Raw genomic sequence first — 15,313 nt, 5'->3', positions numbered from 1 at the left:
GCGACGCCTATGAACCGGCCATATTGAATACTGAGTTCGGGCCGAGCGGCGCGGCGCGGGCGGGTTCCGCCGCGGCCGTTTCGCTGCGACGGTCGCGCAGCACGGCAGGCGCGCCTTCGCGCGAGCGTTGCTGATCGACGAGATCTTTGAGCGACACCGAATCCAGGTACTCGACCATCTTCTGATTCAGCGTAGACCAGAGTTCGTGCGTCATGCAGTGGCCGTCGTGCTGCTTGGTGCCTTCGCACGAGCCCTTGCCACCGCACTGGGTGGCGTCGAGCGGCTCATCGACGGCGATGATGATGTCCGCCACCGTGACGTTTTCGGCACGGCGCGCGAGGTTGTAGCCGCCGCCCGGCCCGCGCACCGACTCCACGATTTCGTGGCGACGCAACTTGCCAAACAGCTGTTCGAGGTAGGAAAGCGAAATATGCTGACGCTGGCTGATACCCGCGAGCGTCACCGGGCCCTGCTCCTGGCGCAGTGCCAGGTCAATCATCGCCGTGACGGCGAAACGGCCTTTCGTGGTGAGTCTCATGATGGGGATCACTATTCTCGACAATTTTCGTCAAGTATAAATACATGACTGAATTAGTCAAGTATCCCTGACGCCATCTGGGTCAATTACTTAATTGTGACAAGGTGTTCTGGCGCGTTCCGCTGCGCGTGCGGGACAAGCCTTGACGTACGCCGAACCGCCGCGTGAAAGCCCTGTCAGGCAACGAGGCGCGGACGCAGCGTCTCGATCAGCCCCGCGCAGGCGGCCTCGCATTGATCGAGCACCGTTTCGAAACCCGCAGCGCCGCCGAAATACGGATCGGCGACTTCGCGCGTGCCATTGAAGCGCTGATCCGATGCCGGCACGAATTCCATCAGCAGATGGATGCGGTCGCGCTGCGACGGCGGACAGACCGCGCGCAATGCGGCAACGTTGGCGTCGTCCATCGCAATCACGAAGTCGAAGCGTTCGAAATCGACAGCGCCGATCTGGCGGCCGCGCAACTCGGCAAGTTCGTAGCCGCGCTGACGGCCCGCGTGCTGCGCGCGCTCGTCGGGTGCTGCGCCGATATGCCAGTTACCGGTGCCGGCCGAATCGATCGCGATGCGCTCCGCCAGCCCCGCGTCGGCCACAAGGCGACGCATCACACCCTCGGCAGTCGGCGAACGGCAGATGTTCCCGAGACAGACGAAGAGGATCGCGAGCGTTTTCATCAGAGGCAGCGAATGCGAAATGTCCGCATCGGTTGGCAGAAAGTGCCGCGATTATACAAAGGCGTCTGAAAGCGCGCCGACGAGACGCCAGTTGCCCTTACCCGCTGTGGGGACGTTTCGCGTCCGCGCCAGTGCGGGCCGGCCAGGCGACATCCGCCGCGACGCGCATTACAGCGTCGTTGCCGCTGACGACATGCCGGTCGGCGCCGAACTCGGCTTGATCGCCGCGACGGCTTCGTCGTCCACGAGACCGAACGAAATCGCGCGCGCGAGCTGCGCCGTCACTTCGTCCGCCGCGAGCGGCGCCTGATGTGCGCGCGCCACGACATCGCCACAGATATGGATAAGCGCCGCCGCAGCCAGCGACAGCACGATGGCCAAGGGCCAGTACACCACTATTGTCTTTTTCATGATGGTTGATTTCCCGTTAAAGGCGCATGAGCTTGTGACCCAATTTGCCCATTCGAGATGATAGAGGACGCAGCAATGGGGATAAACCCGTTGAACTGAGACACTGCGTTGCGTCCTGATAAACAATGCCTATCGCAACGGCCGAAGCGATGCCCGACGCGCTGTGGTAGCGTACGGCCGCTACAAACTTTACAAACTACTACAAAGCATCACGAGACAAATCGCGTCGAAAGCTGTCTTAATCGATATGTAATGTCTCGTGGTGATACGACTAATGAAACGATTCAGCTGTTTTTTGGGTGTTGCGGGCGCGCTGGGAACTCTGTTGCTCGGCGGCTGCGTGGGCGTGCCGTACGGCGCGCCGGGTTATGGCGATGCCTACGACGGCGCGTATGGCGGTGCATACGGCGGCGCAGTTGTGCAACCGGATGCGTATTACGGCGTCGGCGGCTATTCGGGCCCGGCGTATTACGACACGTACCCGTATCGCGGATACGGCCCCGGATATCGTGGACGGCCGGACTATGACTCGCGACGTCCGCCGCCTAACAATGGCGGCCCGCACGGCGGCGGCAATCAAGGTAATCAGGGTAATCAGGGCAATCCGCCGCCGCGCGCGGGCGGACCGTCGGGTGGCGGCTGGCACGGCGGAGCACCGGCCGTGAGCGGCGGCCCTGGCGGCGGCAATCCACCGCCGCAGGCACAGCAGGCTCGTCCGCAACAACAGCCACAGCCGCAGCAGCAAGGCAATAACGGCGGCGGCCGCGGCAACGGTGGAGGTGGCGGCAATCGGGGCAACGGCGGCGGCAACAGCACCGCCAACGACCGCTCCCACGACCACTAAAAGAAAACCGGACAACCTGTAAGGGTGTCCGGTTTTTTATTTGCCTGGCAAACCACGCGGTCTGGACCGCGCCAGTCACGCTTCAGCCAAGATGGCTTCGCTGCGCGGCGTACAGCTCGCGGAAGGTGCGCCCAACCGGCGCGGGCATATCGCGCGTATTGGTCCAGCCGCTGGCCATCGGCAGCTTCGAGATCGCGCGATTGCGTCCGCCCAGTCTTTCGAGCACGCGCACGGCCAGTTTCGTCAGCAATGCATACGCATCCGGGTGAAGCGCGAGATAACCCCAGACCGCCAGCCCGACGCGCTCGCGCCACGGCCGCAGGTGTCGCTCGACCTGCTTCTCGCGCAGTTTGCGCAACAGATCCGAGATCGGAATACCGACCGGACATACGCTGTTGCATTCACCGCAGAGCGTTGCCGCCTGCGGCAGATCGAGCGCCTTGTCGATACCCACGTAACTGGGCGTCAGCACCGAGCCCATCGGCCCCGGATAGACCCAGCCGTACGCGTGACCGCCGACCTTCTGGTACACCGGACAATGGTTCATGCATGCGCCGCAGCGAATGCAGCGCAGCATTTCCTGAAAATCACCGCCGATCAGCCCCGTACGCCCGCCGTCCACCAGCACCACATACATATGTTCCGGGCCGTCCTGATCGCCGGGACCGCGCGGACCGGTCAGCACCGAGAAGTAATTCGACGTTGCCTGGCCGGTCGCCGAGCGCGGCAACAGACGCATTGCGGTGGCGAGATCTTCGAGCGTGGGCAGCACTTTCTCGATGCCCGTGACGGCCACGTGCACGCGCGGCATCACCGTGCACATGCCTTCGTTGCCCTCGTTCGTGACGATCGCCACCGACCCCGTCTCCGCGACGACGAAATTCCCGCCCGTCACGCCCATATCCGCCGACATGAAATGCGGCCGCAACACTTCGCGCGCTTCGCGGGTCATATCGGTGATTTCGGTCAGACGCGGACGTTGATGGGTCTTCGCGAACAGATCGGCGATCTCGTCCTTATCTTTATGGACGACCGGCGCGATGATGTGGCTGGGCGGCTCGCTGTCGTTGATCTGCAGGATGTATTCGCCGAGATCGGTTTCAATGGACTGCACGCCCATCTGCCCGAGCACCTCGTTCAGGCGCATTTCTTCGGTGACCATCGACTTGGTCTTGATCACCTTCTTCACGTCGTGGCGCTTCGCGATATCGGCGATCAGCTTTGCCGCGTCTTGCGTGGTTTCCGCGAACAGCACCGTGACGCCGCGCCGCGTCGCTTCACGCTCGAAGGTTTCCAGCCAGACGTCGAGATTCTCCAGCGCGCGATTGCGGCGCTCTTTCAGCGCGGCGCGCGTGGCCGGGAAATCGATCGCGGTGATGGCGTCGGCCCGCGCGGACACGAACTTGGTGGAGAGTTTGGTGAGGTTTTGCTGCAGACGTTGATCGGCGAGTTTCTGTCCCGCGCGCGCCTTGAATTGCATCGACTGGATTTGCATGGCAGCCCTGTTGATCTTCGGAACACGCGGCCCGCTTAAGCGTCGCCGGCCAGCACTTGCGCGATATGCAGCACGCGCGTGGTCGCGTCGCCGGTGCGTCGCAAACGCCCTTCTATATTGAGCATGCAGCCGAGATCGCCGAGCACCACCGCGCCGGTGCCGCTGGCCGCTATATTCGCGCATTTTTCGTCGACGATCGCGGTGGAAATGTCACCGTATTTGATCGCGAACGTGCCGCCGAAACCGCAGCAATGCTCGCAGTCTTTCATCTCCGTCACCGGCACGCCGACTTGCGCGAGCAACGCGCGCGGCTGCTGCTTGACGCCGAGTTCGCGCAGCCCGGAACAGGAATCGTGATACGTGACCGGCCCCTGAAACTCGCCGCGCGGCAATTCGACCTTCGCGACATTGACGAGGAAATCGGTCAGTTCGTAGACCTTCGGGCGCAACCGGCCGAACCGCCCGGCCATTTGCGGATCGTCGCGGAACAGGTCGGCGTAATGCTCGCGAATCATCCCGCCGCACGACCCCGACGGCACCACGACGTAGTCGAACTGTTCGAATTCACGCAGCGTCTTTTCGGCCAGATCGCGCGCGATACCGCGCTCGCCCGAGTTGTAAGCGGGCTGTCCGCAACACGTCTGCGCCGGTGGCACGATCACTTCGAATCCAGCGTGTTCCAGCAGCTTGATGACCGAGAACCCAATTTCGGGCCGCATCAGGTCGATCAGGCAGGTGACGAACAATCCAACTCGCATGAGCCCTCCTCCGGCAAAACGTGCCTGATTATCCGCTGTTTTGCGCACAACACCAACGCTGCTGGCCGTTTGGCCTATTTATCGGGAATTGGAGGCGTGCCTCGAACGGCGTTCGCTTTTTTCACGATACGAGATACAATCAATTCTCCGCTGTTTGACGCGTCAACCAATTTCCCCCATGAGCGACACGAACCCGGATCCAAAAACTTCGATCCAGGTGATCGAGCGCATGATGCGGCTCCTCGACGCCCTCGCCGCCCATAGCGACCCGGTCAGCCTGAAAGAACTCGCGCTGCGCACCGAGCTGCACCCGTCCACCGCACACCGCATCCTGAACGACATGGTGACCTGCCGTCTGGTCGACCGGTCGGATCCGGGCACGTACCGGTTGGGCATGCGACTGCTCGAACTCGGAAATCTGGTCAAGGCGCGGCTGTCCGTGCGCGACGCGGCGTTGACGCCGATGCGCGAACTGCATCGGCTGACGGGACAAACGGTGAATCTGTCGGTGCGTCAGGGCGACGAAATCGTGTATATCGAACGCGCCTATTCCGAACGCTCGGGCATGCAGGTGGTTCGCGCGATCGGCGGACGCGCGCCGCTGCATCTGACGTCGGTGGGCAAGCTGTTCCTCGCCGCCGACGAATCCACCCGCGTGCGCGCCTACGCAACCCGCACCGGCCTGTCGGGCCACACGCAAAACAGCATCACGGATCTCGGCAAGCTCGAGCGCGAACTGAGCCACGTGCGCCAGCAGTCGTCCGCGCGCGACAACGAAGAACTCGAACTCGGCGTGCGTTGCATCGCCGCCGGCATTTACGACGACACCGGCAAGCTGGTCGCCGGTTTGTCGCTGTCGGCGCCGGCCGATCGTCTGCAGGATTCCTGGCTCGGTCAGCTGAGCAAGACCGCGCTGATGATTTCGGAATCGCTGGGGTATCACCCGCAAGGTCCGACCGGCGACGCGCATCCGTCGCTGTCGTAAAAGTACAGACGAAAAAAAGCCCGGCAATGCCGGGCTTTTTTATTGGGCGCGCCGTCGGGATCAGGTACCCGAACCGCCAGCGTCCGCGCTGGTGATGCGCTGTTCGCCGCCGTTGTCGAGCCACGTACGCAGACGCGTCGCGTCAGCGAAACGCGAGTACTTGCCCGACGAGTCGAGCAGCACCATGATCATCGGGCGGTTGTGGATGGTTGCCTGCATCACGAGGCACTCGCCCGCTTCGTTGATGAAGCCGGTCTTCTGCAGACCGATATCCCACGTGGGGTTGCGCACCAGTGCGTTCGTGCTGTTATAAGCCAGCGAACGCTTGCCGGTGTAGACCTCGTAGCTGTGATCCGTCGAGAACTTGCGGATCAGCGGATATTGATACGCCGCGTTGACCATCTTCACGAGATCGCGCGCGCTCGACACGTTCTGGCTCGTCAAACCCGTGGGGTTTTCGAAGTGCGTGTCGGTCATGCCGAGTTGCTTGGCCTTGGCGTTCATTGCCATCAGGAACGCCGGACGGCCGCCCGGGAAATAGCGCGACAACGCAGCCGCCGCACGGTTTTCCGACGCCATCAACGCGATGTGCAACATATCTTCACGCGACAGCACCGACCCGACCGACAGACGCGAGCCGGTGTTCTTCTCGTAGTCGCGGTCTTCGTCGGTGACTTCGATCTGCTCGGTCATCGATTCCTTCGAATCGAGCACGACCATCGAGGTCATCAGCTTGGTGATGGAAGCGATCGGCACCACCGCGCGCGAGTTCTTGTCGAACAGCGATTCGCCGGTGTTCTGGTCGATCACGTAAGCGACGCTCGAACGCAGCGCCAGCGCATCCGGCGTTTCGTGCAGGCCAAATGCCTGACCGACCGTCGGTTGACGCGGCTCGAAAGCGACGCGGCGCACCACCGAACGGTGATGACCGTTCATCGTGTACGCGACGCGCTTGCTGCGCTTGCCGGTGGCGCGCGGGGCGTCGTCGTCCGCAGCGGCTTTCACCACTTTCGACGACTTGTCCGACGCGGTTTTCGCGACCGGCCTGGCGCCCGCTTTGGCAGCGGCTTTCTTGGATTTGGAGGATTTGGCGTGAGTCGCGGTGGATGCGGCGAACGCATCGACCGGCGCGGCAAACGCCGCAGTGATGACCATCGAAACGGCCACCGACAGCGCGGTGCCGCGAGCCGCGCTGTGAAGCATTTTTAGCGACGAAAACATGTCGGTTTTCATTGATGTTCGGTAAGGAGCGGCCAGAGGGTTCCGCAAGTGTAGTAAAACAACGAAAAATTAGCAATATTAAGCACTTAAGGGCGCTCCTTAATCCGGCTTGTCAGCAACGATTGCTTAAACGCAATCAGCATCTGACACCCGATCGGAAAAATCGATCGGGCTTGCGGCCCTTTCGCAACCCGCGTGGCACCCATCCAGACCTGCAATGACAGATCATCCGACAGATTTAACGACGCGACGCGCGAAAACTTGACCAGGATTTACACCGGGAGGCACAGCAAGGTTCGAATGCATCCGGCACAGAACGCGCCGGGTGCGCGCGACACTTTCCAGGTCGTTTAACCAGCGGTGTTAAGCACCCGCCGGGGACCCAGGCATCGCGGTTTCGACCGGGTTGTAGGATTAACGTTCCGTCGAGCGATCTGGTTTACATCAACGACTAAGGTGTAATCCTACGTGCCTGCGTTATGTTTCTGTCACACACAAAGCGCATTCTGACAGCGTTAGCCGACACGCGCTGTTCGCGCTTCGGCAAGAAATGCCGGGCAGCCCGCATTCCGAGCGCTTTTCCGGTCAAATTTCCGTCAATTCTCAGACAGAAGCGCGCCCTAACCTTCTGTTTTATCAAGGCATTCCATTCATTGTGCAACGCACAAAAAAGCCCTTGACATCCATCGGCAGCGTCCTAAAATGAGAACCATTGTTGCAACGCACAAATCGTTGTGACCGGGCAAAACGGCCCTGCCGGCTTGCCATTAACCCACGCGGTCTGCGCCAGATGGACCGCAATCCAGGAGCGTAAACATGACTCTGCTGACCCCTGAGCAATTCGCCGCAGCCCAGAAAGCCAACCTCGATACGCTGTTCGGCCTGACCACCAAAGCATTTGAAGGCGTCGAAAAGCTGGTTGAGCTGAATCTGCAAGTCGTGAAATCGACGCTCGCGGAAAGCCAGGAAAATGCGCAACGTGCGTTGTCGGTTAAGGACGCGCAGGAACTGCTGTCGTTGCAGGCCAGCCTGACGCAACCGGTCGCTGAAAAAATGCTGTCGTACGGCCGTCACGTGTATGAAATCGTCTCCGCAACGCAAGGTGAATTCACCCGCGTCGCTGAAGCCCAGCTCGAAGAGCAGAACAAGAAGGTGCAGGCACTCGTCGACAACGTCGCGAAGAACGCACCGGCCGGCTCGGAAACCGCTGTCGCCGTGATGAAGTCGGCGATCACCGCCGCCAACACCACGTACGAAACGGTTCACAAGGCAACCCGCCAGGCTGTCGAAATCGCCGAAAGCAACTTCAATGCAGCCGCTACGGCCGCTTCGAAGGCTGCTACGCAAGCTGCAGCACAAGCTTCGCGCTCGGTGAAGAAGGCTGTCTAAATGAATTTGCGCGCACGGCCGGCCCAAGCCTGCTGCGCGCGCTCACGTCAGCAACAGCGTCGTGCATTTTTCGCTCCACGCGGATGACGCATCGATCGACGCTCCGATACGTCGACAGTATCCAACGTATCGTTCACCCGGCTCCGTCCGGGATTTTTTTTGCCTGGACGGTTCTGCCAAAAAGAAAAAGCGCGCTCGGTTGAGCGCGCTTTTTTCATTTCACCGCCACTAGCCGCCACCGCCCATGCCTTGCGGCACGCGCGGCGCGTCACGCGATTACTTCTTTTTCTGCGGCGGCAGATCCGTACAGACACCTTCGTACAGTTCAGCGGCCATGCCGACCGATTCGCCGAGTGTCGGATGCGGATGGATCGTCTTGCCGATATCCGTCGCGTCCGCGCCCATTTCGATCGCCAGACACACTTCGCTGATCAGGTCGCCCGCATTCAGACCGACGATCCCGCCGCCGATCACCCGATGCGTTTCCTCGTCGAACAGCAGCTTCGTGAAACCTTCGTCGCGGCCGTTGGCGATCGCGCGGCCCGATGCGGCCCACGGGAACACTGCCTTGCCGAACTTGACGCCTTCGGCCTTCAGCTGGTCTTCGGTCTTGCCGGCCCACGCCACTTCCGGGTCCGTGTAAGCGACCGACGGAATCTGCAACGCGTCGAAGTACGCCTTCTCGCCGTGCGCCGCTTCAGCCGCGACGTGACCTTCATGCACGGCCTTGTGCGCGAGCATCGGTTGACCGACCACATCGCCGATCGCGAAGATGTGCGGCACGTTGGTGCGCAACTGCTTGTCGACGTCGATAAAACCGCGATCCGTCACCGCCACGCCGGCCTTGTCCGCGCCGATCTTCTTGCCGTTCGGGCTGCGGCCCACCGCAACCAGCACGAGGTCGTAGCGCTGCGCTTCGGCCGGCGCCTTTTCGCCTTCGAACGACACGTAGATGCCGTCTTCTTTCGCTTCGGCCTTGGTGGTTTTGGTCTTCAGCATGACGTTCGCGAAACGCTTGCTGTTGTACTTCTCCCAGACCTTGACCAGATCGCGGTCCGCGCCGGCCATCAGGCCGTCGAGCATTTCGACCACGTCGATCTTCGCGCCGAGCGTCGCATAGACCGTCGCCATTTCCAGACCGATGATGCCGCCGCCGATCACGAGCATGCGCTCGGGAATCTGGCGCAGTTCGAGCGCGCCGGTCGAATCGACCACGCGCGGATCTTCCGGCATAAACGGCAGCTTCACCGCTTGCGAACCGGCGGCGATGATCGCCTGCTTGAACTTGACGACCTTCTTGCCGCTGTCGCCGACCACTTCGATGTGGTTCGGACCGACGAACGAGCCGACGCCCGTGACGACTTCGACCTTGCGCGCCTTGGCCATACCGGCGAGACCGCCCGTCAGCTTCTTGACGACGCCCGACTTGAAGTCGCGCAGTTTGTCGAGATCGATCTGCGGCTTGCCGAACGTGATCCCGTGCGATGCCAGCGCTTCCGCTTCGTCGATGACGAGCGCGGTGTGCAGCAAGGCTTTCGACGGAATACAACCGACGTTCAGACACACGCCGCCGAGCGTCGAATAGCGCTCGACGATCACCGTCTTCATGCCCAGATCGGCCGCGCGGAACGCTGCCGAGTAGCCGCCGGGACCGGCGCCGAGCACGAGCATGTCGCATTCGACATCGGCATTGCCACCGAAACTCGCCGCTTGCGGCGCAGCGGCAGCGGCAGCGGCCGGAGCCGGTGCTGCAGCAGGTGCAGGTGCGGCAGCCGGCGCCGCGGCAGGCGCTTTCTCAGCGGCCTTGGCGGGCGCGGCAGCTTCGCCGGCGGTTTCGACGATAGCGATGACCATGCCTTGAGAGACCTTGTCACCCGCTTTGATTTTGACTTCCTTGACCGTACCGGCGGTATCGCTGGGTACTTCGATGGAAGCCTTATCGGATTCCAGCGTCATCAGCGCCTGTTCGTTCTCGATGACATCGCCGGCCTTGATATTGACTTCGACGACATCGACGTCCTTGAAGTCACCGATATCCGGCACTTTCACTTCGACGAGACTCATGGTGTCCCCTTCTATATCGACCCGTTGAGAGAAACCGGCAAAAAAACGACAACCCAAAAAAGCACACCAGCAAGTCAGAAAGCAGGCCGGGTGTAAGCGGCTTTTTTTTGCCTACTTTTCTTTGCCGCGGCAAAGAAAAGTAGGTGCCACCCCGCACAGGGGCGACGCGATCAGGGCTGACGCGAAAGCAGGTTTCAAGGTAGCGCCCGAACAATCCAGTCAGGCGCCACGCGCAACAGAATCACAGCATCACACGCCGGAAATCGGCAAGAATCGCACCCAGATACGCATTGAAGCGCGCCGCTTCCGCCCCGTCGATCACACGATGGTCGTACGACAGCGACAACGGCAGCGTCAGGCGAGGCACAAACTGCTTGCCGTCCCAAACCGGCTTCATCGCGCCACGCGACAAGCCCAGGATCGCGACTTCAGGCGCGTTGATGATCGGCGTGAAGTTCGTGCCGCCAATTCCGCCCAGCGACGAAATCGAGAAGCAACCGCCTTGCATCTGGTCCGGCTTCAGCTTGCCGTCGCGGGCGAGCTTCGACAGTTCGGCCATGTCCTTCGCGATATCGACCAGACCCTTCTTGTCCGCGTCGCGAATGACCGGCACGACCAGACCGTTCGGCGTATCGGCGGCGAAACCAACGTGGTAGTACTGCTTGAACACCAGGTTGTCGCCGTCGAGGCTCGCGTTGAACGTCGGGAATTTCTTCAGCGCGGCGACGACTGCCTTGATCACGAACGCCAGCATCGTGAACTTCACGCCGGACTTTTCGTGTTCCTTGTTCAGCGTCACACGCAGCGCTTCCAGTTCCGTGATGTCCGCTTCGTCGTTGTTCGTGACGTGCGGGATCATCACCCAGTTGCGATGCAGATTCGCGCCCGAGATCTTCTTGATACGCGACAACGGCTTCGGATCGACCGGGCCGAACTTCGCGAAATCGACCTTCGGCCATGCGAGCACAGTCAGACCGCCACCCGCTGCTGCCGGTGCGGCGCCTGCGGCCGGCGCTGCCTGCGCGCCCGACATCACGCCCTTGATGAACGCCGTGACGTCCGCTTGCGTAATGCGGCCCTTCGGACCCGTACCCTTGACGCGTGCAACGTCGACGCCCAGTTCGCGTGCGAACTTGCGCACCGACGGCGATGCGTGGCTCGCGCCGCGCGAACCGCCTTCGCCTGCCGGAATCAGCGGCGCCTGCGCGAGCGCCGACGGCTGTGCCGGTGCGGGGCTCGGCGTGGCCGGTGCGTCGGACGGCTTTTCGACGGCCTGCGGTGCGGCGGCCGGTGCCGGTGCCGCAGCGGCTGCGCTGCCGTCCGCTTCCAGCACGACGATCACGCTGCCTTCCGACACGTTATCGCCGACCTTGACCTTCACTTCCTTGACGACGCCCGCTGCCGAACTCGGCACGTCCATCGTCGCCTTGTCGGATTCGAGCGTCACCAGCGACTGCTCTTTCTCGACGCGATCGCCGACCTTCACCGAGATTTCGATCACGGGAATGTCTTTGTAGTCGCCGATATCCGGGACCTTCACTTCCTGCACGCCGCCGCTTGCCGCAGGTGCGGCAGCCGGTGCAGGCGCCGCAGCCGGAGCGGGCGCAGCGGCAGGCGCCGGTGCGGGAGCCGCAGCCGGGGCCGGCGCAGCCGCGCCACCGGAGGCTTCCAGCACGACGATCAACACGCCTTCCGACACGTTGTCGCCGACCTTGACCTTCACTTCCTTGACGACGCCCGCTGCCGAACTCGGCACGTCCATCGTGGCCTTGTCCGATTCGAGCGTAACGAGCGACTGCTCTTTCTCGACGGTGTCACCCGCCTTCACCAGCACCTCGATCACAGGAATGTCCTTGTAATCGCCGATGTCCGGCACCTTGACTTCGATCGCTTGACTCATTGTTAGTGTCTCCTGGGCCGCGCGCGCCCGCCCGCCCTTTCGGGCAGGCGGCGCACGCAAGGCACTCGGGGAAGATGCCTTAGACGGTCATCGGGTTGGGTTTGGACGGATCGAGGCTGTACTTCTTCAGCGCCTCGGCGACGACCTTGCGCTCGATCGTGCCTTCGTCAGCCAGTGCGTTGAGGGCCGCGACCGTGACCCAGTAACGATCGACTTCGAAGAAGTGACGCAGCTTTTCACGCGTGTCCGAGCGGCCGAAACCGTCCGTACCCAGCACGACGAAGCGTTGCGGCACGAATGCACGGATCTGCTCGGTCAGCGCGCGGATGTAGTCGGTCGACGCGATCACCGGACCCGGCGCATCCTTCAGCAGCTTCTCGACGTGCGACACCTTCTTCTCTTCGAGCGGATGCAGCAGGTTAAAGCGCTGGACTTCGTGACCTTCGCGGGCCAGTTCGGTCAGGCTCGGAACGCTCCAGAGGTCGGCGTTGACGCCCCAGTCGTTCTTCAGCAGCTCGGCGGCGGCGATCACTTCGTTGAAGATCGTGCCCGCGCCCATCAGCTGGACGTGCGGCGTCTTCTTGTCGGCATCCGTCTTTTTGAACGAATACATACCCTTGATGATGTCCGACGCGATCGTCTCTACGTTGCCCTGCGGAATCGCAGGGTGTTCGTAGTTCTCGTTCATCACCGTGATGTAGTAGTACACGTCTTCCTGGTCCTGCACCATGCGGCGCAGACCGTCCTGCATGATGACCGCGAGTTCGTAACCGAACGTCGGGTCGTAGCTCACGCAGTTCGGCACCGAAGCGGCCCACATCAGCGAGTGGCCGTCTTCGTGTTGCAGACCTTCGCCGTTCAGCGTCGTGCGGCCAGCGGTGCCGCCCAGCAGGAAGCCGCGTGCGCGCATGTCGCCCGCCGCCCATGCCAGATCGCCGATGCGCTGGAAGCCGAACATCGAGTAGAAGATGTAGAACGGGATCATCGTCTCGCCGTGCGTCGAGTACGACGTCGCGGCGGCGATCCAGTCACACATACCACCGGCTTCGTTGATGCCTTCCTGCAGGATCTGACCGGATTCCGACTCACGGTAGAACATCAGCTGGTCGGAATCTTCCGGCACGTACTTCTGGCCGTCCTGATTCCAGATACCGATCTGACGGAACAGACCTTCCATACCGAAGGTACGCGATTCGTCCGGGACGATCGGCACCACGCGCTTACCCAGCGCCTTGTCCTTCAGCAGGATGTTCAGGATCCGCACGAACGCCATCGTCGTGGAGATCTCGCGGCCTTCGCCCGTGCCCTTGAGCAGCGGTTCGAATGCGGACAGCGCCGGCACCGGCAGCGATTCCGCCTTCTGGCGACGCGCCGGCAGATAACCGCCGAGCTCCTGACGACGGGCGCGCATGTATTCCAGTTCTTTCGAACCTTCTTCGAACTTCAGGTACGGCACGTTGACGAGCGCGTCGTCGGCGATCGGCAGGCTGAACTGGTCGCGGAATTTCTTCAGCTGATCCACCTGCATCTTCTTCTGCTGGTGGGTGATGTTCATTGCCTGACCGGCTTCGCCCATCCCGTAGCCCTTGATCGTCTTCGCGAGGATGACGGTCGGCTGGCCCTTCGAGTTGGACGCTTCCTGGAATGCCGCGTAGATCTTGTGCGGATCGTGGCCGCCACGGTTCAGGTTCCACACGTCGGCGTCGGACCAGTCTGCAACCAGCGCCTTCAGTTCCGGCGTGTTGAAGAAATGCTCGCGCACATACGCGCCGGATTCCGACTTGTACGTCTGATATTCACCGTCGACGACTTCCATCATCCGGCGCATCAGCGCGCCCGACTTGTCGCGTTGGAACAGCGCATCCCAGCGGCTGCCCCAGATGACCTTGATCACGTTCCAGCCTGCGCCGCGGAATTCGCTTTCCAGTTCCTGGATGATCTTGCCGTTGCCGCGCACCGGGCCGTCGAGACGCTGCAGATTGCAGTTGATCACGAAGACGAGGTTGTCGAGGCGTTCGCGGCCGGCCATGCCGATCGCGCCGAGCGATTCCGGTTCGTCGGTTTCGCCGTCGCCGAGGAACGCCCAGACCTTACGGCCTTGCGTTTGCGTGATGCCGCGCGCCTGCATGTACTTCATGAAGCGGGCTTGATAGATCGCCATGATCGGGCCGAGGCCCATCGAGACGGTCGGGAACTGCCAGAAGTCCGGCATCAGCCACGGGTGTGGGTACGACGAAATGCCTTCGCCGCCGACTTCCTGACGGAAGTTGTCGAGCTGGTTCTCGGTCAGACGGCCGAGCAGGAACGCGCGCGAGTAGACGCCCGGCGACGAGTGACCCTGGACGAACACGAGATCGCCGCCATGCTGAGCCGACGGAGCGTGCCAGAAGTGGTTGTAGCCGACGTCGTACAGCGTCGCGGCCGACGCGAACGACGCGATGTGACCACCGACGTTCGTATCCTTGCCCGCGCGCAGCACCATCGCGATGGCGTTCCAGCGCGTGTACGAGCGGATGCGGTGTTCGATGTCCTGGTCGCCGGGGATTTGCGCCTGGCGGCCAACGGGAATCGTGTTGATGTACGGGGTATTGGCCGAGAACGGCAGATGTTCGCCATGCACGCGCGCGAATTCGATCTGCTTTTCGATCAGGTAGTGGGCGCGATCGGGGCCAACAGCAGAAATCACGCCATCCAGCGCTTCAAGCCATTCGCCGGTTTCCTGGGGATCGTCGTCTTTCTCGGCGGCGACATATTTCATGACTTCGTCGGGTACAGCGGACATGCTCGTCTCCTGAAAATAAGGAACGCTTTGTTTGGACAACGCGCGGACGAGGCCCGGCCGCGGCAGCTTCGGGGCCGATTGTAATTAGGGGGTCGGCGTCAGCGCAACATAATTTTCGAATTGCGAGATCACTTCCCATAATGCGGAAAATTGCTGCGACGCACCGTGATCTAACGGACGATCAGCGGATACGTCGGCTAGTTTGCGCCGAATAACGTGACTTTCCGCTCTTTTTTGCGCCATTTGCCGATT

12 protein-coding genes are annotated in these 15,313 nt (G+C 61.9%); 3 read left to right on the top strand and 9 right to left on the bottom strand.

All coding sequences use genetic code 11. From position 1 onward, the window contains the following. Positions 1 to 7: 7 nt before the first annotated feature. From iscR to PW947_RS26305, 3 genes are all read right to left on the bottom strand, one after another. Positions 8 to 538 (bottom strand): Fe-S cluster assembly transcriptional regulator IscR, encoded by a 531-nt coding sequence (gene iscR, locus PW947_RS26315; RefSeq protein ID WP_299635306.1) that lies wholly within the window; start codon positions 536 to 538, stop codon positions 8 to 10. A 176-nt stretch (positions 539 to 714) separates the two neighbouring features. Next, positions 715 to 1,212, bottom strand: coding sequence for a low molecular weight protein-tyrosine-phosphatase (locus tag PW947_RS26310; protein ID WP_299635305.1), 498 nt, complete (start codon positions 1,210 to 1,212; stop codon positions 715 to 717). A 168-nt stretch (positions 1,213 to 1,380) separates the two neighbouring features. Next, a complete protein-coding gene (locus tag PW947_RS26305; RefSeq protein WP_299635304.1) occupies positions 1,381 to 1,623 on the bottom strand; it encodes a hypothetical protein in 243 nt (80 codons plus the stop codon). A 274-nt stretch (positions 1,624 to 1,897) separates the two neighbouring features. Between PW947_RS26305 and PW947_RS26300 the strand changes: the two genes are divergently transcribed. Continuing rightward, positions 1,898 to 2,467 carry a hypothetical protein gene (locus tag PW947_RS26300; RefSeq protein ID WP_299635303.1) on the top strand — a complete coding sequence of 190 codons (570 nt, stop codon included), beginning with the start codon at positions 1,898 to 1,900 and terminating at the stop codon, positions 2,465 to 2,467. A gap of 82 nt (positions 2,468 to 2,549) precedes the next feature. Here the strand turns inward: PW947_RS26300 and PW947_RS26295 are convergent, their stop codons facing one another. Together PW947_RS26295 and PW947_RS26290 are read right to left on the bottom strand one after the other, a co-directional pair. After that, positions 2,550 to 3,962: a lactate utilization protein B gene (locus PW947_RS26295; protein WP_299635302.1), complete on the bottom strand. Its 1,413-nt coding sequence runs from the start codon at positions 3,960 to 3,962 to the stop codon at positions 2,550 to 2,552. A gap of 35 nt (positions 3,963 to 3,997) precedes the next feature. Next, positions 3,998 to 4,720 (bottom strand): (Fe-S)-binding protein, encoded by a 723-nt coding sequence (locus PW947_RS26290; RefSeq protein ID WP_299635301.1) that lies wholly within the window; start codon positions 4,718 to 4,720, stop codon positions 3,998 to 4,000. Between the two features lie 178 nt (positions 4,721 to 4,898). Between PW947_RS26290 and PW947_RS26285 the strand changes: the two genes are divergently transcribed. Beyond that, positions 4,899 to 5,705 carry an IclR family transcriptional regulator gene (locus PW947_RS26285; protein ID WP_299635300.1) on the top strand — a complete coding sequence of 269 codons (807 nt, stop codon included), beginning with the start codon at positions 4,899 to 4,901 and terminating at the stop codon, positions 5,703 to 5,705. Between the two features lie 60 nt (positions 5,706 to 5,765). On the opposite strand, the gene pbpG is transcribed toward PW947_RS26285, so the two are convergent. Further along, entirely contained in the window at positions 5,766 to 6,938 is a 1,173-nt protein-coding gene (gene pbpG / locus PW947_RS26280) for a D-alanyl-D-alanine endopeptidase (RefSeq protein WP_299635299.1), read from the bottom strand. Positions 6,939 to 7,742: 804 nt separating this feature from the next. Here pbpG and PW947_RS26275 point away from each other — a divergent pair. Further along, positions 7,743 to 8,315 (top strand): phasin family protein, encoded by a 573-nt coding sequence (locus PW947_RS26275; RefSeq protein WP_299635298.1) that lies wholly within the window; start codon positions 7,743 to 7,745, stop codon positions 8,313 to 8,315. A gap of 276 nt (positions 8,316 to 8,591) precedes the next feature. Here the strand turns inward: PW947_RS26275 and lpdA are convergent, their stop codons facing one another. From lpdA to aceE, 3 genes are all read right to left on the bottom strand, one after another. After that, positions 8,592 to 10,379, bottom strand: a complete 1,788-nt coding sequence (lpdA, locus tag PW947_RS26270; protein ID WP_299635297.1) for a dihydrolipoyl dehydrogenase — start codon at positions 10,377 to 10,379, stop codon at positions 8,592 to 8,594. A 241-nt stretch (positions 10,380 to 10,620) separates the two neighbouring features. Further along, entirely contained in the window at positions 10,621 to 12,279 is a 1,659-nt protein-coding gene (aceF, locus tag PW947_RS26265) for a dihydrolipoyllysine-residue acetyltransferase (RefSeq protein WP_299635295.1), read from the bottom strand. Between the two features lie 79 nt (positions 12,280 to 12,358). After that, positions 12,359 to 15,061 (bottom strand): pyruvate dehydrogenase (acetyl-transferring), homodimeric type, encoded by a 2,703-nt coding sequence (gene aceE, locus PW947_RS26260; protein ID WP_299635294.1) that lies wholly within the window; start codon positions 15,059 to 15,061, stop codon positions 12,359 to 12,361. Between the last annotated feature and the right edge of the window lie 252 nt (positions 15,062 to 15,313).

Origin of the sequence: Paraburkholderia sp., assembly GCF_028283785.1 — a bacterium.
In the GTDB taxonomy this organism is placed as follows: Bacteria; Pseudomonadota; Gammaproteobacteria; order Burkholderiales; family Burkholderiaceae; genus Paraburkholderia.
This window is presented reverse-complemented; position numbering and strand designations above follow the sequence as displayed.

Excerpts from the sequence above, each read along its gene's own strand:
- iscR (WP_299635306.1), bottom strand. The coding sequence starts at position 538 with ATGAGACTCACCACGAAAGGCCGTTTCGCCGTCACGGCGATGATTGAC.
- pbpG (WP_299635299.1), bottom strand. The coding sequence starts at position 6,938 with ATGAAAACCGACATGTTTTCGTCGCTAAAAATGCTTCACAGCGCGGCT.
- aceE (WP_299635294.1), bottom strand. The coding sequence starts at position 15,061 with ATGTCCGCTGTACCCGACGAAGTCATGAAATATGTCGCCGCCGAGAAA.
- PW947_RS26285 (WP_299635300.1), top strand. The coding sequence starts at position 4,899 with ATGAGCGACACGAACCCGGATCCAAAAACTTCGATCCAGGTGATCGAG.
- aceF (WP_299635295.1), bottom strand. The coding sequence starts at position 12,279 with ATGAGTCAAGCGATCGAAGTCAAGGTGCCGGACATCGGCGATTACAAG.
- PW947_RS26275 (WP_299635298.1), top strand. The coding sequence starts at position 7,743 with ATGACTCTGCTGACCCCTGAGCAATTCGCCGCAGCCCAGAAAGCCAAC.
- lpdA (WP_299635297.1), bottom strand. The coding sequence starts at position 10,379 with ATGAGTCTCGTCGAAGTGAAAGTGCCGGATATCGGTGACTTCAAGGAC.
- PW947_RS26305 (WP_299635304.1), bottom strand. The coding sequence starts at position 1,623 with ATGAAAAAGACAATAGTGGTGTACTGGCCCTTGGCCATCGTGCTGTCG.
- PW947_RS26295 (WP_299635302.1), bottom strand. The coding sequence starts at position 3,962 with ATGCAAATCCAGTCGATGCAATTCAAGGCGCGCGCGGGACAGAAACTC.
- PW947_RS26310 (WP_299635305.1), bottom strand. The coding sequence starts at position 1,212 with ATGAAAACGCTCGCGATCCTCTTCGTCTGTCTCGGGAACATCTGCCGT.
- PW947_RS26290 (WP_299635301.1), bottom strand. The coding sequence starts at position 4,720 with ATGCGAGTTGGATTGTTCGTCACCTGCCTGATCGACCTGATGCGGCCC.
- PW947_RS26300 (WP_299635303.1), top strand. The coding sequence starts at position 1,898 with ATGAAACGATTCAGCTGTTTTTTGGGTGTTGCGGGCGCGCTGGGAACT.